This window comes from Bradyrhizobium hipponense, from assembly GCF_008123965.1.
Classification (GTDB): Bacteria; Pseudomonadota; Alphaproteobacteria; order Rhizobiales; family Xanthobacteraceae; genus Bradyrhizobium; species Bradyrhizobium hipponense.
The window spans coordinates 1-22386 of record NZ_VSTH01000064.1 but is presented as its reverse complement, the minus strand read 5'-3'; the positions used below and the strand labels follow the sequence as shown (position 1 = coordinate 22386).

Annotated in this window: 27 protein-coding genes and 1 pseudogene; 20 read left to right on the top strand and 8 right to left on the bottom strand. The window is 61.0% G+C overall.

Features of this window, described 5'->3' with window-relative positions; translation table 11 throughout:
* Window positions 1-58 precede the first annotated feature (58 nt).
* The 3 genes from FXV83_RS20825 to FXV83_RS20815 all read right to left on the bottom strand — a co-directional run bounded on the left by FXV83_RS20825 (window position 59) and on the right by FXV83_RS20815 (window position 3007).
* A complete protein-coding gene (locus FXV83_RS20825) occupies window positions 59-1150 on the bottom strand; it encodes a TRAP transporter substrate-binding protein (protein ID WP_148741295.1) in 1092 nt (363 codons plus the stop codon).
* A 78-nt stretch (window positions 1151-1228) separates the two neighbouring features.
* Window positions 1229-2659 (bottom strand): type I glutamate--ammonia ligase, encoded by a 1431-nt coding sequence (gene glnA, locus FXV83_RS20820; RefSeq protein ID WP_148741269.1) that lies wholly within the window; start codon window positions 2657-2659, stop codon window positions 1229-1231.
* Window positions 2660-2824: 165 nt separating this feature from the next.
* Window positions 2825-3007, bottom strand: a complete 183-nt coding sequence (locus FXV83_RS20815; RefSeq protein ID WP_187436043.1) for a hypothetical protein — start codon at window positions 3005-3007, stop codon at window positions 2825-2827.
* 243 nt (window positions 3008-3250) lie between these two features.
* On the opposite strand from FXV83_RS20815, the gene FXV83_RS20810 reads away from it, so the two are divergent.
* On the top strand, window positions 3251-3613 hold the full coding sequence (locus tag FXV83_RS20810) for an SPW repeat domain-containing protein (protein ID WP_187436041.1): 363 nt from the start codon (window positions 3251-3253) through the stop codon (window positions 3611-3613).
* Between the two features lie 64 nt (window positions 3614-3677).
* Here the strand turns inward: FXV83_RS20810 and FXV83_RS20805 are convergent, their stop codons facing one another.
* Window positions 3678-5006 (bottom strand): MFS transporter, encoded by a 1329-nt coding sequence (locus tag FXV83_RS20805; RefSeq protein ID WP_148741267.1) that lies wholly within the window; start codon window positions 5004-5006, stop codon window positions 3678-3680.
* A 385-nt stretch (window positions 5007-5391) separates the two neighbouring features.
* Here FXV83_RS20805 and FXV83_RS20800 point away from each other — a divergent pair, with 385 nt between their 5' ends.
* From FXV83_RS20800 to FXV83_RS20730, 15 genes and pseudogenes are all read left to right on the top strand, one after another.
* Window positions 5392-5625, top strand: a complete 234-nt coding sequence (locus FXV83_RS20800) for a DUF2171 domain-containing protein (RefSeq protein ID WP_148741266.1) — start codon at window positions 5392-5394, stop codon at window positions 5623-5625.
* 95 nt (window positions 5626-5720) lie between these two features.
* Window positions 5721-6632, top strand: a pseudogene (locus FXV83_RS20795) (ComEC/Rec2 family competence protein); the annotation flags it as partial.
* Window positions 6633-7005: 373 nt separating this feature from the next.
* The gene (locus FXV83_RS20790) at window positions 7006-8010 is read left to right on the top strand and encodes a tyrosine-type recombinase/integrase (protein ID WP_235939947.1); all 1005 of its coding nucleotides are present in this window, start codon (window positions 7006-7008) and stop codon (window positions 8008-8010) included.
* Window positions 8007-8471 carry a hypothetical protein gene (locus FXV83_RS20785; protein ID WP_148741265.1) on the top strand — a complete coding sequence of 155 codons (465 nt, stop codon included), beginning with the start codon at window positions 8007-8009 and terminating at the stop codon, window positions 8469-8471. Before FXV83_RS20790 ends, FXV83_RS20785 begins: the two co-directional genes overlap by 4 nt.
* Before the next feature lie 69 nt (window positions 8472-8540).
* Window positions 8541-8762 (top strand): helix-turn-helix transcriptional regulator, encoded by a 222-nt coding sequence (locus tag FXV83_RS20780; RefSeq protein ID WP_235939940.1) that lies wholly within the window; start codon window positions 8541-8543, stop codon window positions 8760-8762.
* 2 nt (window positions 8763-8764) lie between these two features.
* Window positions 8765-9043, top strand: coding sequence for a transcriptional coactivator p15/PC4 family protein (locus tag FXV83_RS20775; protein ID WP_148741264.1), 279 nt, complete (start codon window positions 8765-8767; stop codon window positions 9041-9043).
* A complete protein-coding gene (locus FXV83_RS20770) occupies window positions 9040-9576 on the top strand; it encodes a hypothetical protein (protein ID WP_148741263.1) in 537 nt (178 codons plus the stop codon). The genes FXV83_RS20775 and FXV83_RS20770 overlap by 4 nt, the downstream gene beginning before the upstream one ends.
* 23 nt (window positions 9577-9599) lie before the next feature.
* Entirely contained in the window at window positions 9600-10772 is a 1173-nt protein-coding gene (locus FXV83_RS20765) for a phage/plasmid primase, P4 family (RefSeq protein WP_187436040.1), read from the top strand.
* A gap of 1430 nt (window positions 10773-12202) precedes the next feature.
* Window positions 12203-12379, top strand: a complete 177-nt coding sequence (locus FXV83_RS42875; protein WP_187436039.1) for a hypothetical protein — start codon at window positions 12203-12205, stop codon at window positions 12377-12379.
* A gap of 249 nt (window positions 12380-12628) precedes the next feature.
* Entirely contained in the window at window positions 12629-13135 is a 507-nt protein-coding gene (locus FXV83_RS20755; RefSeq protein ID WP_148741260.1) for a hypothetical protein, read from the top strand.
* Window positions 13132-13353, top strand: coding sequence for a hypothetical protein (locus FXV83_RS20750; RefSeq protein ID WP_148741259.1), 222 nt, complete (start codon window positions 13132-13134; stop codon window positions 13351-13353). Before FXV83_RS20755 ends, FXV83_RS20750 begins: the two co-directional genes overlap by 4 nt.
* A complete protein-coding gene (locus FXV83_RS20745; protein WP_148741258.1) occupies window positions 13350-13838 on the top strand; it encodes a hypothetical protein in 489 nt (162 codons plus the stop codon). Before FXV83_RS20750 ends, FXV83_RS20745 begins: the two co-directional genes overlap by 4 nt.
* Window positions 13835-14035: a hypothetical protein gene (locus tag FXV83_RS20740; protein WP_148741257.1), complete on the top strand. Its 201-nt coding sequence runs from the start codon at window positions 13835-13837 to the stop codon at window positions 14033-14035. The genes FXV83_RS20745 and FXV83_RS20740 overlap by 4 nt, the downstream gene beginning before the upstream one ends.
* 15 nt (window positions 14036-14050) lie before the next feature.
* Window positions 14051-14272 (top strand): hypothetical protein, encoded by a 222-nt coding sequence (locus FXV83_RS20735; RefSeq protein ID WP_148741256.1) that lies wholly within the window; start codon window positions 14051-14053, stop codon window positions 14270-14272.
* A gap of 185 nt (window positions 14273-14457) precedes the next feature.
* The gene (locus tag FXV83_RS20730; protein WP_148741255.1) at window positions 14458-16410 is read left to right on the top strand and encodes a pectate lyase family protein; all 1953 of its coding nucleotides are present in this window, start codon (window positions 14458-14460) and stop codon (window positions 16408-16410) included.
* On the opposite strand, the gene FXV83_RS20725 is transcribed toward FXV83_RS20730, so the two are convergent.
* Window positions 16407-17150, bottom strand: a complete 744-nt coding sequence (locus tag FXV83_RS20725) for a class I SAM-dependent methyltransferase (RefSeq protein WP_187436038.1) — start codon at window positions 17148-17150, stop codon at window positions 16407-16409. The genes FXV83_RS20730 and FXV83_RS20725 overlap by 4 nt on opposite strands.
* A gap of 157 nt (window positions 17151-17307) precedes the next feature.
* On the opposite strand from FXV83_RS20725, the gene FXV83_RS20720 reads away from it, so the two are divergent.
* The 4 genes from FXV83_RS20720 (at window position 17308) to FXV83_RS20705 (ending at window position 20038) form a co-directional block, all read left to right on the top strand.
* Window positions 17308-17784 (top strand): twin-arginine translocation signal domain-containing protein, encoded by a 477-nt coding sequence (locus tag FXV83_RS20720; protein WP_148741253.1) that lies wholly within the window; start codon window positions 17308-17310, stop codon window positions 17782-17784.
* An 84-nt stretch (window positions 17785-17868) separates the two neighbouring features.
* Window positions 17869-18063, top strand: a complete 195-nt coding sequence (locus FXV83_RS20715; RefSeq protein ID WP_148741252.1) for a hypothetical protein — start codon at window positions 17869-17871, stop codon at window positions 18061-18063.
* A gap of 825 nt (window positions 18064-18888) precedes the next feature.
* Window positions 18889-19686, top strand: coding sequence for an outer membrane protein (locus FXV83_RS20710; RefSeq protein ID WP_148741292.1), 798 nt, complete (start codon window positions 18889-18891; stop codon window positions 19684-19686).
* 64 nt (window positions 19687-19750) lie between these two features.
* Window positions 19751-20038 (top strand): addiction module antidote protein, encoded by a 288-nt coding sequence (locus FXV83_RS20705; protein WP_148741251.1) that lies wholly within the window; start codon window positions 19751-19753, stop codon window positions 20036-20038.
* Between the two features lie 121 nt (window positions 20039-20159).
* Here FXV83_RS20705 and FXV83_RS20700 read toward each other — a convergent pair whose 3' ends face one another.
* The 3 genes from FXV83_RS20700 to FXV83_RS20695 form a co-directional block, all read right to left on the bottom strand.
* Complete coding sequence (locus tag FXV83_RS20700; RefSeq protein WP_148741250.1) at window positions 20160-20429, bottom strand: hypothetical protein; 270 nt, start codon at window positions 20427-20429, stop codon at window positions 20160-20162.
* A gap of 925 nt (window positions 20430-21354) precedes the next feature.
* Window positions 21355-21528, bottom strand: a complete 174-nt coding sequence (locus tag FXV83_RS42870) for a hypothetical protein (RefSeq protein ID WP_187436037.1) — start codon at window positions 21526-21528, stop codon at window positions 21355-21357.
* A gap of 251 nt (window positions 21529-21779) precedes the next feature.
* A complete protein-coding gene (locus tag FXV83_RS20695; protein ID WP_148741249.1) occupies window positions 21780-22271 on the bottom strand; it encodes a hypothetical protein in 492 nt (163 codons plus the stop codon).
* Between the last annotated feature and the right edge of the window lie 115 nt (window positions 22272-22386).

Here is a 22386-nt window from a genome sequence, read left to right as displayed (position 1 = left end):
CAAACGAGGACCTAAAGCGCGATGATGATTCATCCTGAGTTCATCGCGCTTTAGGTGTTCAGCCCTTGGGGCGTGTGCGAATCATGAAGCTTTCATAGGAGTACTCGGCGACCTGCCACCAGAGATTCTCGTCATTTCGGAAGTCCATCTGCGAATCGTAGATCTTCTTGAAGTCGGGGTTGGACGCGGAGGTTTCGGCATTGACCTGGTTGGAAGCCTTTAGGCAGGCTTCCATCACCGCCAGGCTGAACGGACGCAGGAGCGCCCCATTTGCCACGAGGCGCTTGAGCGCCGGCGGGTTGCGCGCATCATACCGCGCCTGAACATCCATGTTCGCATAGCCGCACGCCGCCGTGAGCAGCGACTTGTATGTCTTCGGCAAGGCATCCCACTTATCCAAATTGATGAGGAAATGCAGCGCCGTGCCACCCTCCCACCAGCCGGGAAAATAGTAGTACTTGGCGACCTTGTAGAACCCGAGCTTCTCGTCGTCGTAAGGGCCGACCCATTCGGTCGCGTCGATGGTGCCTTTTTCCAATGCCGGATAGATGTCGCCGCCCGCGATCTGCTGCGGGACTGTGCCAAGCTTGGAAAGCGTTTTGCCCGCCCACCCGCCGATCCGCATTTTGAGCCCGTTGAGGTCCTCCACGCTGTTGATCTCCTTACGGAACCAGCCACCCATCTGAGTGCCGGTGTTGCCGCCCGCGATGCCATATAAATTGTACTTCTTGCCAAACTCGTTGAGCATGTCCTGGCCGCCGTGATCCTGAAACCAGGCATTCTGCTGGCGCGAATTCAGCCCAAATGGAACGGAGCAATAGAGTGCGAAGGTGGGATCCTTGCCGATGAAGTAATAGGCGGCGGTGTGACACATCTCGACCGTCGCATTGATCACCGCGTCGAGTGCCTGAAGTGCGGGAACGATCTCGCCGCCGGCGAAGGGCTGAATCTGAAATTTGTTGTCGGTGACTTCCGCGACATATTTCGAAAGCGTCTCTGATGCACTGAAGGGAACGTCGAGCGACTTCGGCCAACTCGTGGTGCATCGCCATTTCAATTCAGGCATCGACTGCGCGATGGCTGGCGTGGCAACGGCGGTTGACGCGGCCAGCCCGATGCCTGCCGTTCTCAGAAATTCACGACGTTTCATGGCGTTTCTCCTTCGGCTTTTCATGCATTTGGAGTCGCCAACTCGCGGCGATTCCGGGTGCCCCCCGGGATCTGCGCGCTACGTGTCGTAGTACAGATGAAATTCATAAGGATGCGGTCGCAGCCGGATTGCGTCGATCTCTTTCTTTCGCTTGTAGTCGATCCAGGTCTCGATCACGTCGGCGGTGAATACGTCGCCGCGCAGCAGGAACGCGTGATCGCGCTCGAGCGCGTCGAGCGCCTGGTCCAGCGATCCCGGCGTCGACTTCACCTCCTTCGCTTCTGCAGGCGGGAGGTCGTAGAGATTCTTGTCAATCGGGCTGCCAGGGTCGATCCGCTTGTCGATACCGTCGAGGCCGGCCATCAGCATTGCGGCAAAAGCCAGATAGGGATTGCAGGAGGGATCGGGCGAACGAAATTCGACGCGCTTTGCCCGCGGGTTCGGCGAATACATTGGAATCCGGCAGCAGGCCGAGCGATTGCGCTGGGAGTAGACCAGGTTGATTGGAGCCTCATAGCCCGGCACCAGACGTCGATAGGAGTTCGTCGTCGGGGCGCAAAGCCCGCACAACGCCCACGCGTGAGTCAGGAGCCCGCCGATGTAGTAGCGGGCGAGCTCGCTCAGCTGGGCGTAGTCGTCCTTGTCGTAGAACAGGTTGGTCTCGCCCTTCCACAGACTTTGATGAACGTGCATGCCCGACGCGTTGTCCTCGAACAGTGGTTTCGGCATGAAGGTGGCCGTCTTGCCGTACTGATGCGCGGTGTTCTTGACCACGTATTTGTAGATCATCAAGTTGTCGGCCATACGGGTGAGGGTGGTGAAGCGCATGTCGATTTCGTTTTGGCCGCCAGTTGCGACCTCATGGTGATGAGCTTCGATCTGGATTCCGAGTTGCTCCATCGTCAGCACCATTTCAGTGCGCAGCGCCTGCATGCTGTCGGTCGGGGGAACGGGAAAATATCCCTCCTTCGGGCGCGGCTTGTGAGCCAGATTCGGCTCTTCGTCCTTGCTCGTGTTCCAGCTGCCTTCGCTGGAATCGATTTCATGCAAGGCGTAATTGATCCCCTGACCGTAGCGCACGTCGTCGAAGACGAAGAACTCCGCTTCCGGCCCGAAATAGCTGGTATCGGCGCGCCCTGTGCTGTTGAGGTGGGTTTCGGCCTTCTGGGCGATGTAGCGGGCATCCCGGCTGTAGGACTGGCCGGTCACGGGGTCGCGGATGTTGCAGATGAGGACCAGCGTCTTTGCCGGACTATAAGGGTCGACGAAGGCCGTCGTCGGATCGGCGACGACGAGCATGTCGCTTTCCTGGATCTCCTGGAAGCCGCGGATAGATGAGCCGTCGAATCCAATACCCTCGCTGAGAGCATCGACATTCACTGCGCTCGGCGGGACCGAAAAATGTTGCCAAACCCCCGGCAAGTCGGTGAACCGCAGATCGATCATCTGGACCTTCTCGTCCTTGATGGCCTTCACGAGGTCTTCGGCTGTCGCGCATTTCGGAACCATGGTTTCGCTCCCAGATCAGCGTCCTGAGATCGCGTTCCGTTCGGCCGCGGCCGAGCGGCTTGCGACGGACTGTGGTCCACGTTCACCGTCGGCATCGCGCCAGCCTCAAGCCCGGCATGGCGCGGTACTCGCGGTCAGGCAGCTTTTGCACGCGCGCCGGCAGCCTCAGCTTTGGTGTGGCCCGCGCATCAGCTTCATCGCGTCTTCGATATGCCGCCAGGTTCTTGCCAATTCGAGCTCGCCCTTCTTCTCGAGATCGATGGCGTTCTGAGCGGCTTCGGCGATGGCTTTGGGGCCATGTGCTTCCAGTAACTGCCGAGCGTAGTCGTGGATTTCCATTTCTCGCATGGCGTCATCTTCCTCATGCTGGGCGCAAACTGGGCGGCGCCGAGAACGGTCGATATTGACACCCGTCAAGCATCGATAGTCTGCATCCTGGTGCGGCGCACTCGCAAGGGCCTTTCCGCGGCACAGGCAGCCGGGACTGGGCGCCGGCTCTTGGATCGATAATCGCGGCAACACAACGCAGGCTGGACGGATGCTTCTTGAGCGCTGCGACCCCATATAAATGTGAGAAGGGAGGTGAGCATCATGCGTATCCAACATTGGCAAGACGCTGTCAGCCTGCTGGTGGGCGTATGGCTGGTCCTGTCGTCCTTTGTCCTGGGTCTATCCGGGGCAACTGTCTGGTTCACCATCGCACTCGGGCTCGGCGTCATGCTGTTTGCCGTAGAAGCCTTTGTCATCCCGTCCTACCTGGAAGAATGGGGCGAAATGCTGCTGGGCCTGGCTCTGGTGGTGGCGCCTTGGTCCATTGGTTATGAGTCCGCATCCGCCACGGTGAGCAGCGTATCGTCGGGCCTATTGGTGATCTTGCTCGCTGCCTGGGAATTGACGACCGATCGCGACGTCACCGCCTGGTGGCACGATCACTGGCATCACCGAGCCGGCTGAGAAGGAAGCCAGTCCACTCTTCTCCGACCGCCATCGGCTGGCGGCCGGAGGAGAGTTGATCACGTCACGATGCGGTTCTGGGCTCGATCGGTTGCCAGATGCTGATCTTGCGGGTCTCCGGCATCAGGAAGACGGCAAGCACGAAGCAAACCGCAGGGACAGCAATCGGGTAAATCAGCGCATAGCCGATGCTGCCGGTGGCCGCGAAGGCGGCCGAAGTGATGAACGGCACCAATCCGCCGCCCCAGCCATTGCCGATGTGGTACGGCACGGACACCGAGGTGTATCTGATCCTGGCGGGAAAGAATTCCGCCAGAAATGCGCCGACCGGCCCGTACACCATCCCGACGTAGCAGACGAGGATGAAGATGATGAAGATCGCGATCGGATAGTTGATATTTCCGGGCTGCGTGACCGACCCCAGCCACAGATAGAGCGGGTAGTACGTGATCGCGGCGAGCAACATGCCTCCGAGGATCACCGGCTTGCGGCCGATCTGATCCGACAGCCAGCCAAAGAAGATCAGGCTCGGCGTTGCAATGAGTAGCGCAGCTCCCACGATGTAGGCGGAGGTCAATGCATCCACCTTGGAGACCTGCTGGAGAAAGTAAAGCGCCCAGAACTGACCGCTGTACCAAACCACGCCCTGTCCGATCAGGACTACAATGGCGATCCCGATGAATTTGATGTTCGAACTGAGGAAGGCCTCCTTCCATGGATTCCTCGTCATCTGGCCGCGGGTCCTGATTTCCTGGAAGATCGGCGTCTCCTGGAGTTGGAGCCGAATGTAGATCGCGATGGCCACGAGCAGGAAGGACGCCAGGAACGGAACACGCCACGCCCATTCGTCGAATGCCTGATTACCGGCATACGTCCGCGTCAGGATGATCACGGCCAGCGACACGACGATCCCGAGAGTCGGAGAGGTCTGGAGCCAGCCGGTGTAGTAGCCGCGCCGGTCGTCCGGCACATGCTCGGCAACGTAGGTGATGGCGCCACCATATTCGCCACCGAGGCACAGGCCCTGGATCATGCGCAAGCCGAACAGAACGAACGCGGCCGTGAGGCCGATCGACTGGTAGGTCGGGATCAACCCAATCGCTCCCGTGCCCAATCCCATTCCGCTGAGCGTGATGAGGAACGTGTATTTGCGGCCGACCCGATCCCCCATCCATCCGAACAGGAATGCGCCCAACGGACGGATCAGGAACCCTGCCGTGAACAGTGCGATCGTGCTGAGCAGGGCCGCAACGGGATGGGACTGCTCAAAGAACTTGACCGATAGAACTGCGGCCAGGCTGCCAAAGATGTAGAAATCATACCATTCGATGACGTTTCCCACCGATGCAGCGATGATCACGCGGCGAAAATCGCTCGGTACTTGTAGGGCCATGTGCAACTCCTATGGTTTCAAGACATCATCTCCTCGCACTTCAGCGGTCGATCTTCCCGCGGAGTCGGTGATGCGGGGCGTTGCAGCCGCCCAATTCGGTTGCGCCGGCAACGCCTGGCCTCAGGGGTTTTGGACCACCCGAGGAGAGCTCCAACGGCCTTAGAACCGCGAGCCTCCACTCCCCCTTGCCCGTCTGTCGGGGAGGCGGGGAAACCAGTGTAATCCCGCCGGGAGCCGGCAGCTTATGAGACTTTCGGCTCAGTCAGCTCGATCCGAGGCTACTCCGTCCCAGGATAGGAGAAGCCCATGGCGCACCCGCCGGCCCGTCATCAACGAACGCAAAAGGCCTCTCAAACGTTGTGTGGGTCCCAACGAGGATCCCATCATGCAGAACATCTCAGAACACATGGAAGTCATCGGCGCCGACGGCGTCCACGTCGGCACGGTCGACCGTGTCGAGGGCAATCGCATCAAGCTGACCAAGAAGGACAGCGGCGAGGGCAGCCACAAGGGCCACCATCACTTCATCGACAAGGGGCTTGTTGCCGACGTCGAGGGCAACAAGGTGCGGCTGTCGGCCAAGGCCGCGGTCGCGGTGACGATGGAAGAGGAAAAGTAGGGCTCGGCCCGACCGTTCCTGATCCGTACCGCTATTCGCCGGCCTGCACGTTCCGGTAGCCTCCAAGTCAGTCGCGTATCGTAAGGTGCAGGGGAATGGCGGAGCCGGGCCGGCCAGTTCGGTCCCAGGGTGTCGCAGGGACTTGGCCGGTCGGCAGGGCTGCTCCTGCCGGTGGCTTCGTGCCGGCGGGCTTTGGCGTTTGGCCCTCTATCGTCGAGACATTGCGCTCATGGGCGAGTGCAGAGGCCGGCGCCGGGCGGCTGCTGCCTTGGCTGCCCGTCGCCTTCGGCTGCGGCATCGCGCTGTATTTCGCCGCCGATCATGAGCCGGTGCTGTGGGTGGCCGCAGTAACGGCGGCTGCGCTGACGATCGGTGCCGTCCTGCTGCGGCGGAGCCGGCTGTTCGGGCCGGCGATCATGATCGCAGCGGTCGCGGCCGGGTTTGCCGTGGCGACCTGGAAGACGGCGCGCATCGCGCATACCGTGCTGGCAAAGCCGCTCTATTCGGTCTCGCTGTCCGGCTTCGTCGAGACCCGCGACATCCGCGAGCGCACCGACCGTTTCGTGCTGCGCGTGACCGCGATGGAGGCGCAGCGCAGCGACGTCAGGCTCGAGCGGGTACGGCTCTCGGTGCGCAAGGGCACTGCGCCCGAAGTCGGCAGCTTCGTGCAATTGAAAGCGCGGCTGATGCCGCCGCTGTCGCCAGTGCGGCCCGGCAGCTACGATTTCTCCCGCGACATGTTCTTCCAGGGCATCGGCGCCTCCGGCTTTGTGATGGGCGCGATCACGGCATCGGTGCCGCCGGATGCCGGCGGTTTGAAGCTGCGCTACGCCGCCTTCATGCAGGGCCTGCGCGATGCGATCGACGCGCGCATCCGCGCTACCCTCGACGGCGACAACCGCGCGATCGCGACCGCGCTGCTCACGGGGCGGCGCGACGCGATCACCACGCCCGTCAACGACGCGACGTTCATCTCGGGCCTTGGCCATGTGCTCTCGATCTCCGGCTAACAGATAGCCTCATCGATCAGAAGCATTCACGAAGCTTCTAAATCCACAGTTTTCAACGGCTTAGGCCAAGAAGCACGTGGCGGCTTCGTTCACCTGCGGTCACAATTGATCACTGGTTCGCGTCCCCGGTGCTTCCCAAAAAGGATGGACTGCTTCCCATGCTCAAGATTTCCGACGATCGCATCCGATTCACCGACGCGTACGTTCGGCGGCTCAGCCTCCCGACCGGCAAGGCCGACCATATTGCGTGGGACCCGGACCTGCCGGGCTTTGGCGTGCGGCTCCGGACCGGCAAGGCCTCCTATGTGGTCCAGTACCGCGTCGGATCGAGCAGCGGCGCAAGAGCCTCGGCGACGTCCGGAAGGTCACCTTGGAGGCTGCCCGCGGCATCGCCCGAAACCGGTTCGCCCAGGTCGAGCTCGGCATCGATCCGGACGCTGAGGAGGCCGGCCGGCGGGCGGAGCAGGCCGCGGACGCACTGACGTTCGAAAAGGCTGTAGAACAGTACCTCGCGGCACAGGAGGCCAGATTAGCAGCCAGGACGCTGCGGCAAAACACGTTCATCGCAGAGGAGCGATACTTGCGTCGACACTGCGGGCCCCTGCAGAAGAAGCCCGTGGCGAAGGTGGCGTTCGAAGACGTCGCCAAGTTGATCCGGGACCTCATCCGCGACCACGGACCGACCTCGGCGGCTCGAGCCCGGGGGGCCATATCGACGTTCTATGGGTGGTGCATGCGCCAAGGGATAGGTGTGAAGGCAAACCCCACCATCGGCACGGATAACCCCGTTTATGGCAAGCCTGCCCGAGATCGGGTTTTGAACGATGACGAGATCCGCATCATCTGGCGGAACTGCCTCGATGACGATTTCGGGAAGATCGTCCGGCTGCTGCTGTTGACCGCCTGCCGGCGGGACGAAATCGGCGGCCTTCGCTGGGAAGAACTCGACGTCGGCCAGGGCAAGCTTTTGCTGCCCCGAGAGAGGACCAAGGCGAAGCGGCCGCACGAGCTCCCACTGTCCGCAACGGCCCTTGAAATCGTCCGATCAATCCGGCGACGCAACAGTCGCGCAACGCTGTTCGGCGGCGGGGCGAACGGCTTCAACGCGTGGTCATACAACACCCTTGCGCTTAACGCGCGCATCACGGCGACCGAAGGCAGAGCGTTGGTACCTTTTCGCCTTCACGATCTTCGCAGGACCGTCCGCACTCGAATGGGCAAGCTCGGCGTCCTCCCCCACGTTGCCGAGCTGGTGCTGAACCATGCCGGCCACAAGTCTGGTATCGGCGGCGTATACGATCACCACGATTACGGCCCCGAGATCGCCGAGGCGCTTCAGAAGTGGGAGGCGCACCTGCTTGCGATCGTGCAGTGAAGCCGCCCGGGGCCGGTGCCGCTTTTGATCTTGGCCTCACCGAAGAAGCGCGTGAACATTTTAGGGAACGGCTCGTATTCCTGTTTCGCGAAGGTTGCGCGATCTTCGGTCCGGCGAAGGCAGCCAAATTGTTTCGTGAACAGGCAAGGGCGGCCCCGAAGGAGCTCCGCCGCGCGAAAAGCGATGCCGCCTCAAAACGGAAAGGCCCTCACGACCCCGAGTCCGACAAATACCTCGTTCAGCTTTGGCTGGCTGGACATTGGCAAAGCAAAAGCGACTTCGCGAGGCACGCCTTGAAGAATCAATCGGTGAAAATCCGAAAGAGGATTGTGGGAAAGGTGGTCGGCAAAAACCGAGACCAGGACGAGAGGGAAGTCAAATCCATCATCCGACGCCTTGACCGAGCGCTTCAGCGTCAACCAGCAGTGAGACAAATAGGGCGACAGAAACGGAAGGCCTAATCGTCTCACTTAACGCCGACAAATCAGCGATACCTCTAGCGGCATCTTGAAGACGCGCAGAGGTGCAGAATGTCTCAGAAGCAGGAAATACCAGGCTATATTGAGGGCGACCGGGTTTTATCGTTCGACGACTGGTGCAAGCTGAATGGCTTTTCACGCAGCACCGGACAGAGGCTCATCGCCGCCGGCAATGGTCCGCAATTCATCAAGCTTTCGGAACGTCGCAAGGGCGTGACGGTCGCTGAAAACCGGCGCTGGCAGGCGTCGCGCCTGATCGAGACGGCGGCCTAGTCATGGCAGCCCGCAAGCCTGAGCTGCCCGAGCCGGTCGTCGTCGACCGCTTCTTCTCAAATCGCCGCAAGGACGTGATCACCACGACGTTGCAGACGTTCAAGGGTCACACCCTGGTGGATCTGAGGAAGCACGTTCACGACAAGGAAGGGAAGATCCATCCAACGACCAAGGGCATCACCATGAAGGTGACGCGGTTGTTGGACTTACAAAGGGCCATCAACAAAGCGCTCATCAAGGCCCAGGAGCTCGGCCTCCTCGAGGGGGACGAGGCCGAATGAGTGCGCCAGCAAAAATTCTCGATGGAAAAGCGCTGGAAGATGCAATCTGGCTGCTCGAAACGCGCGCGCTGATCCGCGCCTATCTCGAATACGAATACCAATTCGAACATCTCGCTGACGCGGTTGATCCCCTTCAGCAGTTTGCGGAGGAATCGGGGCTCGTCGCTGCTTGCGGGCAGGACCATGTACAGCGGCTAATCGCAAAGCCCTTTGAGCGCTTCCGCGCCATCGTGGCCGCGCAGGTTGCGGACGAGTTGGCCGGCACAGAAGTCGAGCCGGAGATACCTTCCGACTATGCGTCGCAACTCGTGATGCAGTGGGAATTGGCCGATCCGCGCGACCGGTGGCGCTGGACTGGTGAACTGCCGCCAATGAAGGCCGCCATCGAGAAGGCGTCATATCGCACGCCACAATCAACGATCGACGACTTCTACATCGTGATGAGCGAGGGCAATCCCGAGCTGCTCGCCGCTTGGCTCCGCGGTCATCCGGATGATGCGCCGGCGCTGCTCGAGATGCTGGAGGCCACCTGATGCTGAGCCCCGCAAATAAGGCGATGGCCCTGCAGGTCTTGACCGATATGGGCCTCGATAGGCGCCCACCCGCCAAAACCGAAGAACTCGCAGAACATCGCGATGACGTTCCGCGCCCGCCCGCTTTTACCGACGAGGCACTCGCTCTGCGCTTTGCCGACGAGCACCGCAACGACCTGCGCTTCGTGTCTGCCTGGGGCAAGTGGATGATTTGGGACGGCCGTAAATGGGGGGCCGATGAAACGCTCGCTGGCTTCGACTATGCTAGGTGCATCTGCCGCACTGCCGCCGCCGAATGCAACAAGCCGAAGGTTGCCGTTAATCTGGCAAGCGCGAAGACTGTGGCAGCCGTTGAGCGGCTGGCGAAGTCGGACAGGGCAATCGCCGCCACCACCGCACAGTGGGACATCGATCCGTGGCTGCTCAACACGCCGGAATGCGTAATTGACCTCCGGTCGGGCGTGCGCCGGCCGCACCGCTCTGACGACTACTTCACCAGCATCACCGCCGTGTCTCCGGCGGGCGCCTGTCCGATCTTCAGGCAGTTCCTGATGAGGATCACGGAAGGCGATACCGAGCTCCAGGCCTTCTTGCAGCGGGTTGCCGGCTATGCCTTGACCGGCTCGACCAGCGCCCAGGCACTGTTCTTCCTGTACGGCACCGGAGGGAACGGGAAGGGCGTGTTCATCAACGCCATCTCGGGGATCCTGCAAGACTACCACAGGACCTCGCCGATCGAGACCTTCACGGCGTCCTCATTTGCCCAGCATCCGACCGAGCTTGCCGGACTTCGTGGAGCCCGGCTCGTCACGGCCAATGAAACGGAAGAGAACCGTCGGTGGGCCGAGGCCCGGATTAAAGCGCTCACTGGCGGGGACAAGATATCGGCGCGCTTCATGCGGCAGGACTTCTTCGAGTTCACCCCGCAGTTCAAGCTCTTGATCGCCGGCAACCACAAGCCCGGCCTTCGATCGGTGGATGAGGCCATCAAGCGGCGCTTTCACCTGATCCCCTTCACCGTGACCATCCCGGCGGAGGAGCGGGACCCGGACCTGTCTGACAAGATCAGGGCTGAGTGGCCGGGCATCCTGTCCTGGATGATCGAGGGCTGCCTCGAGTGGCAGCGCATTGGATTGGCGCCGCCCGAGGCGGTGACCAAGGCGACCGCTGAATACCTCAACGCCGAGGATAATTGACGACCGATGCAGGCGCGACCCGAACGCCTGGACCTCGTCCACCGCGCTGTACAGCGACTGGAAGGCCTGGGCCGACGCTTCCAGCGAACACGCCGGCAGCAGCAAGACGTTCACCCAGAAGCTGGTCGATCGAGGCTTCACGCCCCATCGCCTCAATTCCGGACGTGGTTTCTATGGCCTGCGCTTGACGTCAGACCTGTCCGATATCGTAGGGGATTATGCTCGGTGACGGATGTGACACGAGATTACTATAACCACGTTACACGCGCGCGCGTGACGCCGATAAGTAGGTTTCCCGTCACATGCGTCACCAGCCTTTCGAAGAGGGGGCTTAGGACAGGTCGTTGTCGGCATGCATGTCGTAACGCCGAGGTCGGAGCCAGCGGACGGTGCATTATGCGCTCACCTGGCCGCGGGAGTAACTTGTTACGAATGTCGCCGTTGCCGGGCCGAACGCTTCCCATGCGCTTCCCACTACCGCACGACCGATCGCGGTTAATCGGTAATTCGCTGATTGCGTTGCTCAACCGCCATCGTCGTCCGATTTGTCCCAATCATGTGGTGTCCGTCGGCGAAGGGTTTTCGCGCGCGCTCTCTCATGAACTTCAACACTCTTGGAAGCTGACGCACGCGCGAGGCAGCCGACCGATCGTCCGCCAGATCCCCATGGTTTGGCCTGGTGAAATCCAAGATCGACGGGGGGTGGGGGAAATCCCGCGCGCTTGTCCCGATTTCATGTCCTCTCCATTTTTCGCGGCGGCTCCCGAAAAAATCGGCGGCGTCCTCTCCGAGAACTTTCGTCCACAACGGCGCCACTTGCACACGGGTGTCCCGAGGTGAGTGAGCAGCTGGACCTTCTCGAGGAGATCGACGAGCAGAACGCGTTTACGGCCAACGTCGGGACGCGCGACAAGAAGCAGTGGCGATCCGGGTGCCTCAGCATCTCACCGCAATTCGAGCGCTCCAAGGCCGCCCGCGCGGCGCCGGTTGAGGCTGCACCGGAACCGCGTCCCCGGCGACCGCAAGCGAGCCAGAGCCAGCCCCAGAGCCTCCCAGTGAGCCTGCGGCGGTACCGCGGATCATCACCACGCCGGACGAGTTGCTCGACCTGATCCGCCGGCGCCGTGACGCCCTTTCCCTGACGCACGAGACAATCGATCATTTGACCGGGTGGGCGTCTGGATACGCCAGCAAAGTCCTCTCGCCGGAGCCACTGAAGCGGCTGGGCCCGCAGTCGCTCGGCTTGATCCTGGGCGCGCTCGCGCTCGGGATCGCACGGATCGAGTTCGTTGAAGATCCCGAGATAGCGGCTCGCATGCGCTCGCGCTGGGTGCCGCGCCTCCGCCCCAAGATGCGCCCCCGGCGGACACGCGGTGCGTTGCTGAACGCGCGGGGACAAAAGACAGTGACGGCCACAACGGAGGACAACAATGTCGAAACCCCACCTGAGCTTCCGCCCGAAGGCTGAGCTCGCCGACGCAATCCGCGCCGCCGCGTTGGAAGAGCGCCGCCCGGTGTCGCAGTTCCTGGCGAACCTGATCGAGGACGCGCTCGCGGCGAAGATCGCTCCGAACCCGCAGCCGGCGCAGGCGTCACAAGCAGCATAGGTGTGGGGGATCATGACCATGTTCCGGAAGAAGCCAGCCGAAGAGGCCGCAGAGCATCCGTTGTCGCAACCCAAGGCATCGGCGCCGCGCGCGCCGGCGGTGCAAGAGAAGTTGAATTGCGCCATTGGCGCGCTGGCCGAGCTCGAGGAGCAGGGCGCAGAGTTTGCCCTCGATGCTGCGGAGCGGAAGGCGGGGGCGGCAGACAAACTTGCGGCGCACAGGTCCAAGATCGAGGCCGCCAGAACAGCCGTGGCCGAGCTGCAAGCGGCCTTGCGTCTCGCGTTGCGTCAGGACGCAGAGGCAGATCTCGCCGAGCATGCTGCCGCTCGCGACCGGCAATTGCGCGAATTCGCGGCGACCGCGGAGGAGTGGACGCGGGTCGGCGTCGAGCTATCCGGACTGCTTGAGCAGGCGGCGAAGCTGCGCGTCAATCTCGGCGCGCTGACCGAGGAGATGCAGCAAAAACTCCCCATCGGGATTGTTCCGCACCCGATCGACTTCAAGTCGGTGGACATCATGATGCGCGGCGTCGCGAACCCGATCCACATCGACGCACTTCTGGCCGGCGAGACCTTCCGGAACGGAATGCCCAATGCCTTTTTGCCTGGCGCGCGGCCGCCTCACGCAATGTTGGCCCACGACCGGCCTTCCATCGAACCGGCAGCGGCGGCGTTTCGGCGAGCCGGTGCGTACTTCGTCGGACTCCTGCGCGATCGGTTTGACGCGCTTAAATCTCACATTTCGGAGGCAGCATGAGGGACACGATCAAATATCCCGTCGATTTCGATATGGTCGATCGCGAGGCGAGTAGGCGCAGCATCGCTGCCGCAAAGGGCTTGGAGGCTGCTTACGCCAAAGCGTTTAGCGATCTGGCTGCCGCCAACCTGCCCGACGCGGAGAAGGTCTCGCGGCTCAACAAGATTTCTGACGTGTTTGATCGGGCAGGCAGTGAGATTGAGGGACTGGCGGCATGACCAATCCAGCTAATACAACTCCATCCACACCCGCAACCGCCGCCGAGGCCCGCGCGCAGATCGATGCGCTCACGGCAAACACTGAATTCGGCTCAAAGCTCCTATCTGGCGACGTCGCAGCGACGCAGCAGTGGAACGACTTGCATGGCGTGCTGGGAAAGGGCGGCGATGAAGTCGAGCGTGCCATGCGCGGCGAGATCCTGGGAGCGGACACAATCCCCGATAGCGGATCCAAGCGGCTCGCCGAGGGCGCATCATGGTTGCGAACGCTGGGCCTGTCCGATGGCGTCGTGCGGGAGGCGCTTGAGGGCGCCGGCGTTAGCAAAGAGGAATACCGGATGGTTTCTGATTGGAAGTCGCGCCACATGGCCGACCCGGTTTTCTCAAAGCGTTTTCTTTCAAACGAAGCTGAAGCAGTCCGGCTGATGATGACGGCGAACGTCGTGATCGCGGGCGGCATCAAGGGCGAGCGGAAGGGTTTTTGAACATGATCGAATATCAGGTCGACGTCGTTGACCCCAAGACCAACGAAGAGCGGCAGGTCACAGTGTCCGTCACGCCTCTGCAGCGCGCGCGGGCAAAGCGCAGCAGCGACTGGATGCGCGCGATCCAGGATCTCGCGCGACCGCTGATCCCGGCCGGCTTCCTGCCGATCGGCAATCGCGTCCGCATGCTTCAGTGAACAGGGGGACGGACCATGGCTGATCACTTCATCGCCCTTAACCGCGGCGTTCAGGGCTTCAAGCAGAACGACTTCATCACAGGCACGGCATCGAGCGCCGGCGCCGGCATAGAGCTTCGCATTCTCGACGGCGCGGGCTGGAACAAGAAGGACGCACTGAACGCGCTCAATGCCTTTCGTCTTTTCATCGAGACGGCGCCCTGGGTCGCAGCCGCCGGCGTGGACCTGAAGTTATAAGAGCTCCAAGGAGCGTGTGAAACGCTCCGCGCATCCGCGCTCGGGCCGACGCGGGGAGAATCGGCCCAACAACTACGATCGAGTAGCCTCCGCAAGGGCAAGGCTGGATCAGTAAACGCCCCCCGCAAGGGACAAGGCAAAAGAAAGGACGGCGGGCCGGCAAAGACCATACGCCCGAACTGACGATGCTGGTGACGGCACAGTCGAGCCATGGCGATCGAACGATGACCATCCGCTGTTTACTCGGAATTCTGCTGACGCTGCTCTCAGCCGCGCCAGCGTCTGCGCAGACCTATCCCAACGTTGCATCTCAGACGGTCATCGGCCGCCTCGGCACTCCGGGGACCACCGGTCCATCGTCGGCCATCCCGTTTTCCGTGCTGCGGGCCTATGTCGGATCGGGGGTCTCGATCGGCGGCTCGATCGGCCCAAATTTTCTGCTCGATCCAACACTGGGCATGTCCGGGGCGACTCTCAGGGTGGTGACGGGAACTTCCGGGGCAACCATCCCGCTGAATTCCGGCAGCAACTTTTTCAGCGGGAACAATACGTTCAGCAACAGCGTTCTGTTCAGCGGCTCCGTCACCTTTCCGAACCAGGCTGCTTATAGCTGGCTGCTGAATAACACGGCCAGTTCTGGCCCACCAACGCAAGTGACCATCGGCACCCTGACGCTGAACGGAGCGCCGGACCCATCGAATACCACGCTGCCTTGCGAGACCGGCGGCGTGCTCGGAAAGTGCACGGCGGGCTCGCTCGCCGGCAGCTTGACGTCGGGGATCACGTCGATCGGCGGATCGAGCGGACCGAGCATCTCGCTCGACAGCAATTCGCTGGCGATGACCGGAACGACCCTAAGCGTAAAAACCGGCGCATCGGGGCACACGATCCCGTATCTCGACGGGACGAACATCTTTTCTGGCGTAAACACTTTCAGTGGAGTGACTTACTTTTCCGGCGCTGCGGGATTTGGAACGGCGTCGCCGACGACAGGATTCAAGATCGACTCGCAAGGACCGGTCCAGATTGGCGGCGCGGCGATTTCGACGGTTCTGGCGAACAATCTTGCTATAAGTTACGAGACATCGCGGCACCGTTTATATTCAACTGGTCCCGATAGCGGCACCGCCGGCCAGATCGATTTGACAGTCGGCAGCACCATCGGCTCGCTGCAGCAGACTTTGCGGGTGAAGCCGAGCGGACTTCTTCAAGCCACGGCCTACACCACGGCCGGCTGCCTCGCGAATGACACCTCGGGGAATATCAGCACCGCGACTTGCGGCGGGAATTCGCCGAACCTGCTCAACGTGCGCGATTATGGCACAGTCGGTGCCGGCAGCGATCAGACCGCCTTCCAGAATGCGGTCAATGCGCTGGCGGTTGGAAAGACTGTCTATGTGCCTTGTGGCAACTACACTTTTACCGCGACCGTCACATTCGGAAATAACGGCTTCAGAATCATCGGCGACGATGTTGGCTGCGTGCGCATCACTGCCAGTGGAGACTTTCCGATCTTCACGGTCTCCAGCAACGCAGATATATCCGGCAATGTCTTTCGAGATATAACCTGCATCTACACGATCGACGGGAGCTCCACAGCATGCCTCTGGCTGGCCGGCACGTCTGGCGTGATCGGATACTCCCAGATTTCTCGCGTTCGATGCTTTGGAGCGAATACTTGCCTGCGAAATGCTCGCAACGTCAATGTGGGCGGTGAGGCGAGATTCGACTGGAACAGCTTCACCGATATTCAGACGTCAAACAACGGCGCCGTGCCGACCAGGTACGCGATATTCTTTGACAACGGATCCGGGACTGGCAACGTCTACAGCAACATGAACCTCGTGAATGCCAATGGTGGAATCTTATTTGGCGGCACGAATGGTTCGAATATCGGAGACATCACCATCTCCAATATCCAATTTGGTGGCGCTGGAACAGCCATGTCCTTCGGTGCCAGCGGGGCTTATCGATCTCGTGTGACCATGAGCAACGTGCAGTGCGATGCTGGCGTGGTGACCTGCGTCGCAGCGGCCAATTATAACCGCTTGTCGCTGACATCAGTTATCCTGGGCGGTGGCGTTGCCAACTCGATCAGCGGGTCGACCGAGTTCTATTGCGGATCGTTTGCCTGCTAAGGCTTCACAGCATAGAAGATCACGCGCTGATCGTAGTTAAGATTGGCAAGCTGCTTTGCGAACTTGTTCCGTGCGAGCAGGTTGCCGCGCCTGAGGCTGAGCCAATCCCGCAACGAAAATAGCGGCGGAGCGCTTGGATGGCCCGCCGGCATCAGCACCAGTTCTGACAGCCCTGCGACCATCGCGCAGTGGTTGATTTCTTCCAGCACAATATCACGCTCGATCCACGTCGGATCGTGCTTCTTGAGCTCCAGAAAGGCGATCGTCTCAGCCGATGTTGAGTGCTTCGCTCCGGGCTCCACGAAGATGGCGCGACCGCCCGGAACGAGAACGCGGGAAAATTCCCGGAAGACCGCGTCAAAATCATGCATATGATGCAGCGTGTCATAGCATAGCAGGTGACCGAACTTGTCGCCCGCGAAAGGCATCGCGTGCCCGTCGCCTCTCGCGTAACTGATCAGCGACGCATCGATGCGCTTATCTGCGGATGTTCGGCCCGTGATGCATCCTTGAAGGTCAGGGTGGATGTCGAATGCGGTGACGCGATGCCCCATGCGGGCAATCGCCTCGGTGATCCAGCACGACCCCGCGCCGAAGTCCAGAATGGGGTGCGTCAGCATCTGCGGGTTCAAAAGCGACAGCATCGCCCCGAGATCGTGCAACAGTCGACCTGTGTCGCGGCCATTGATGAACGGCTCGCACAGATGCGGGTCTTTGACGATCACTTGTTGATTACTCATTGCAAACTGCCCCAGACCCGGCCGCATCCAATCGCAACCATGGGTGGAGAGCAAGGGTGGCGCGCAAAAGCGCCCCAAAAGGGGTAGATTTCTTAACGCAAATCATGTGTGATGTTCGCGGAGCGTCGAAACTCCCGAAGCGGTCCCTTGCCGGGGATTGCGCTTCATCGGACAGCGGCATAACGGCGAACGCACCAGCGAGTCCCGCAAGCCCGCTGAGGGGCTATCCCGCCGCAACCTGCTCGGGGCCCTGGCCGTGCTGCCCGTTGCATTGCCGGCGGCCGCAGCGGTGCCCGATCCCGTCTTCGCGGCGATCGAGCGCTATAAGATGCTTTCCGTCGAATACACCGCCGCCGTCGACAGGTGGGCGCCGTTAGAGCACGAGCACCCGGACCGTTCGGATGCGGAGGACGAGACGTCGCGGACGAGCGACGCGCTGTTCGAGCAAATAGACGTCCTTTTCACGTTCCGGCCATCCACCATTGCCGGCGTGGCGGCCTTGCTGAAATACATCTCGACGCTCGAGGAATGGCAGGTGCCACGCGGCCTCGAGGAAAGCGAGGCCATGCAAGCCGTGCAGACGCTTTGCACGTGCCTTGCCGCCGCGATCGAACAGAGCTGGGTGCGGGCATGAGCAACCTCGTCCAATTTCCCGGAACACCATTCTCGCGCCCTCAATGACGGTAGCGACCGGAGCCACGCAGAGGCATTTCGTGACATGGAGTGCGAGGTCGGCGACCTCGACCGAATGGGTGAGATTGCCACCGACCTGATCATGCACTGCTCGGCGAGGGAAGACAGCTTCCATAAATTGGAGTTGGCTACGTTTGCCGTTTGGCAGATGGCGAAGATGCTGAAGGAGTTCAGGAAGAACTACTACAAGCGCTATCAGGGCGAAGAGGTCGCATCATGAAGCGCCGGCGCAGGATCCACCGAAAGCGGGACCGGCAGCGGCTGCTGACCCATCGCCGACGGCTGAAGCGGTGAACGACTAGGGCGCGGGGCTTCGGTCCCGCGCTCGCCGTATTCGGTCTCGTTGCCTGATTTGACCTTGGACAACCAGCGTTGGGCAGATGGCTTGCCACTAATCGAGAGCGGCCGCTCTTTGCGTCACGACTTCCTCAGCCACGTGATGACACGCCGTTACGACAAATGCCGCTTTGCTGCATTGCCATTCATTACCGAGGTCAGCACTTGAGACTGGATCGCGAGCGGCCCATCCTAACAGAGCGGCCGCGCCGATCAGCAGATTTGCGATAACGAGCTTACGTGCTTTGCGAGTCCACGTTGGGCTGATCATAGAAGTACTTCCCTTCTGGGACATGCGCTGGGAGAGCGGAGGCTGGGACTCGTTTGTTTCAGGCCGACTTCGCGGCGCTGGGAAAATGGTTTCATGGCGGACGAGGCCATAACGAGCGGGCCGCGGACTCCTCATTTGCCCATGCTGAGGATTGGGACGCATGCGCGTCGGCTGAGGCAGTGACCAGAAGGCTCGCCGGTTCACGGTACGGCCCGCACGTCGCCGGCCTCTTTCTTCGAAATTGGAACTTCTGAGGTTCCCGCGTGAGGGGGTTTAGTGGAACCTAAGTGCTTAACATGTATCAATGATTTTCGATCGATGTTCGGTGACGAGTGTTGCGGGCCGGTTACAGCCATTAAGGCGCGAGAAGACTAGATTTCTGATTACAGGTGGGCCAACGCGCCGATTTTTTTGAACTTCTTTCTGGGGAGACACGGTATGAAAAAACTTCTCGTTGCTGCGGCCGGGGCGATGGCCCTAGGGCTTTCGGCTCCCGCCAACGCGGCGGATCTAGCGGCTCGTCCTTACACGAAGGCGCCGCCGCCAATGGTCGCCGCGATCTATGACTGGAGCGGCTTCTACATCGGCATCAACGGCGGTGGCGGCTCGAGCCACAAATGCTGGGACTTCGTGGACACGTTCGGCGCTGTGACCGGTGTTCCGGGTGGTCTTGTGGGCGAAGGCTGTCATAATGCAACTGGCGGCACGGTCGGTGGCCAGATCGGTTATCGCTGGCAGTCAGCAAACTGGGTGTTCGGTGTCGAGGGCCAGGGCAACTGGGCGGATTTCAAGGGCGACAATATCAGCGCGATCCCGGGATTCGGCCTTCGCAATCAGTCGAAAATTGACGCCTTCGGTCTGATCACGGGCCAGATCGGTTACGCCTGGAACAACGCCCTGTTCTACGTCAAGGGTGGCGCCGCCGTCGTCGGCGATCGCTACAGGACCTTTGACGTTGCAACCGGCCTTGAATTCGACCGGGCGAACGACCAGACCCGCTGGGGCGGGACGGTCGGCGCCGGATTCGAATATGGCTTTGCGCCGAATTGGTCGGTTGGCATAGAGTACAATCACATCTTCCTCGAGCGTCGAAACGTCGATTTCACCGGCTCCGGCAACTTCGCCGGTGCGGGGCTCGGTGTCTTTACGCGCACCGAGCGTATCGATCAGAACGTCGACATGGGCCTCGTCCGCCTGAACTACAAGTTCGGTGCCCCGTTGATTGGGAAGTACTGAGCTCGCCTCGTTCAATAACGAAGGGCCGGCTTAAAAAGCCGGCCCTTTTGTTGTGGAGACCGACATGACCAAAACTTATAGTCCCGTCGCGCCCTCCCAGTTGGCTAACGAGCTGAACGCGGCATTCGAGTCGGCTGAAGCTCGCACGATCTGCAGGGCAATCGGGAGGGCGCTCGACCATTTCAATATTTCAGAAGTCGCAAGACAAACCGGTCTGCAACGAACGAGCATTTATCGAGCCTTCGGCGACGAACAGCTTCCACATTTTTCAACTGTTCTCGGTGTGCTCACGGTTCTGGGATTGGAGATGAGGGTAGTTCCCCGGCGACGTCGCAAGAAGTCGCCTAACTGATTGGAGTCAGCAGGGCGGAGAGACGGCCCCGGCTTCAGGGTGGCTTTTGGGGTACGCCGGGGCCGTTCCGCCAGCTTGGGGAACTGGCGAGACAGCAAACCAGATAGTCCGGCCTCGGTTCCTAATGGAGCCTCAGCAGGTCCTGCCCGGGCGTGAGCAACCGCACGTAGGTACCGCTCTCGTGCAGGTCGAGCCAGCCGCGCTCGACTGCATACTTGATGCCGGCGCCGAACTCCGCGCCGCTTCCCTTGAGCGTGTAGAGGAAGGGATAGTTGATCTTCTCGATGTGGATTCGGCCGTCCTGTACCGGCTCGATGCTCGATGCCAGCTGAACGAGCTGGCGGGCGGCGACTTCCGGATTGGCGAAGGGGCGTTCGGTGACGAGTTTCATTGCTGGAATCAAAACCTCGACCCCATGCTTGGCCTGACTTGCCCGCGACTGTCATGCCAGTTCGGAACGATATGCACAGTTCCTGCGGCGCCGCATGCCGAGCAGACCAGGCGCAAGCCGACGCGCGACCACGGCTGATCCTGCGGGAGCGTGTCGAGCCGCACGTCAACCCTGCGATCGCAGCGGCCGTTCAGGCACTGGATGCTGCAGGTCACATGGCCGTCAGCCAGCCATTCAACAGGGCTGCGGGGCGGATAATGGCCGGCCCATTTCGTGTATCGTCGGCGAGCGCGCATGCCGCGATCAAAGCGGCATTGTCAGCACCTCGCAAATTATCAATCCCTTGGGCCTTGGACCGCGCGCGACCTACTGCGGGTCATGCGAGTTGAGGAGCGGCAAAGCCGGCAGATCGATCGGCTCGCATGGAGGTCGATCAACCCTGCCCTTCGCCAAGTGGGCCAATCGACGCCGAGCCCGAGGCCGCGAATGACAACGCGGGCGGCTGGCCTCTGCTACCATTTCCTGATCGCTGGTACGCCACCTGCTGAATTGAGATGCGGCGTCTGCCTCTACGGTGCCCGGCAACCGGCAAAGCCGGCAATCTGAAAGCGTCTGCGGACCGCTGGAGGTTGCCCATTTAGCACAGTGACAAGGATTCGCCCCAGTCGGGGACGATGTGTGAGATAGTCGAGATAGTCGACAGACAGTGTCGGAAGAGGCGATACTCTTGAGGCGCGATGATGGGCCTACTCGCGTCATTTTGCCATGTCGGAAGATGTACTTCGCTTCTACCACTTAGCTGAAGTGTGCAGGGAACGGGCGGCGCAGGCCCGTCACTCCGTCGATGCGGAGCCGTGGCTAAAACTTGCTGAGGACTGGCTCGAATTCGCGCGAGCCGACCAGCAACGGCGCGACAACGGAGCGCCTACGAGCCGCGCTGCATCCGATGAACGGCGACCAGAAGATCTGGCCGCTCGAGCACTTCCACTAGCTTGTCCAAGATGATGCGCTCGTTATTCTGGGGCCTCGGTTCTAAGTATTCTTCCAGAATGCGCTGAGCATCACTAACAGCCTGAAGAGCTAGCTGTTCATCCGTCATCTGTTAGCCTCCGGTGGCCATTCAGAACGGAAGAACTTACGTGTAAGATAGTTCCAAATCCCTTAATTGCCGGTTGATGATGCGGTGCTCACGATGGGGGCCGCCGTCCATGGGCAGCCGGCGGCGTTGATGAGTGCAGGGCCGCCGGAGTCTGATCGCCGGATGGGGCAACATCAGCACGACATCGACGAGTTCACGCGCATGGAGCTGCCGAGATCGGGCGACGAAAGCGCGCCGCCGCTACCATCGGCCTAACTTGCCATTTGCAATACAATTGCCGTTCCGGCAACCGCCGAGGCAAAGGCAATTTGGGAGCTCACCCCCAGCGGCCAAGTGAGTTTGCGCTTGCTGTGGATCCAGCTGTGAAAGCGTTGAAGTGTGGCCAGCGGCTCCCCGGGTGAGAGCGTATGAACGAACTGCAGCGGGTCAGGAAGCATTCCGCCGACGGCGCCGGCAACAACAGCCACCCAGTTCGCTTCCGTGCCGAAGATCGCGATGGCGAGAAAAAGTCCCGCGAGTGCGTCAAAGCCGATGACGGCAAAATCGCGCAAACGATCCGCAGTCAAACGTCCATCGTTTCGAGCTGCGAGACCTAGCGATATCGATTTGAGCGGATAATCCCAATGCGGAATTGCGTCTATAGCGAAATGGCTAGCAAACCCCGCGACGAACGCGACAACCGGGTGGGATGGGAGCGCACTGGCGACAGCCGCCCCAAGGATGGCGTGGGTGCTTAGAATCATATTGGACCTTAACCTTATAGAACGAGCCTGCTTAGTTTCCCATTTGCTTCCCAGCAAGAAAAATGGGGAAGCAAAATTGCCTTAAGTCACTGTACTTAGTCCTCCGTGAAGAATT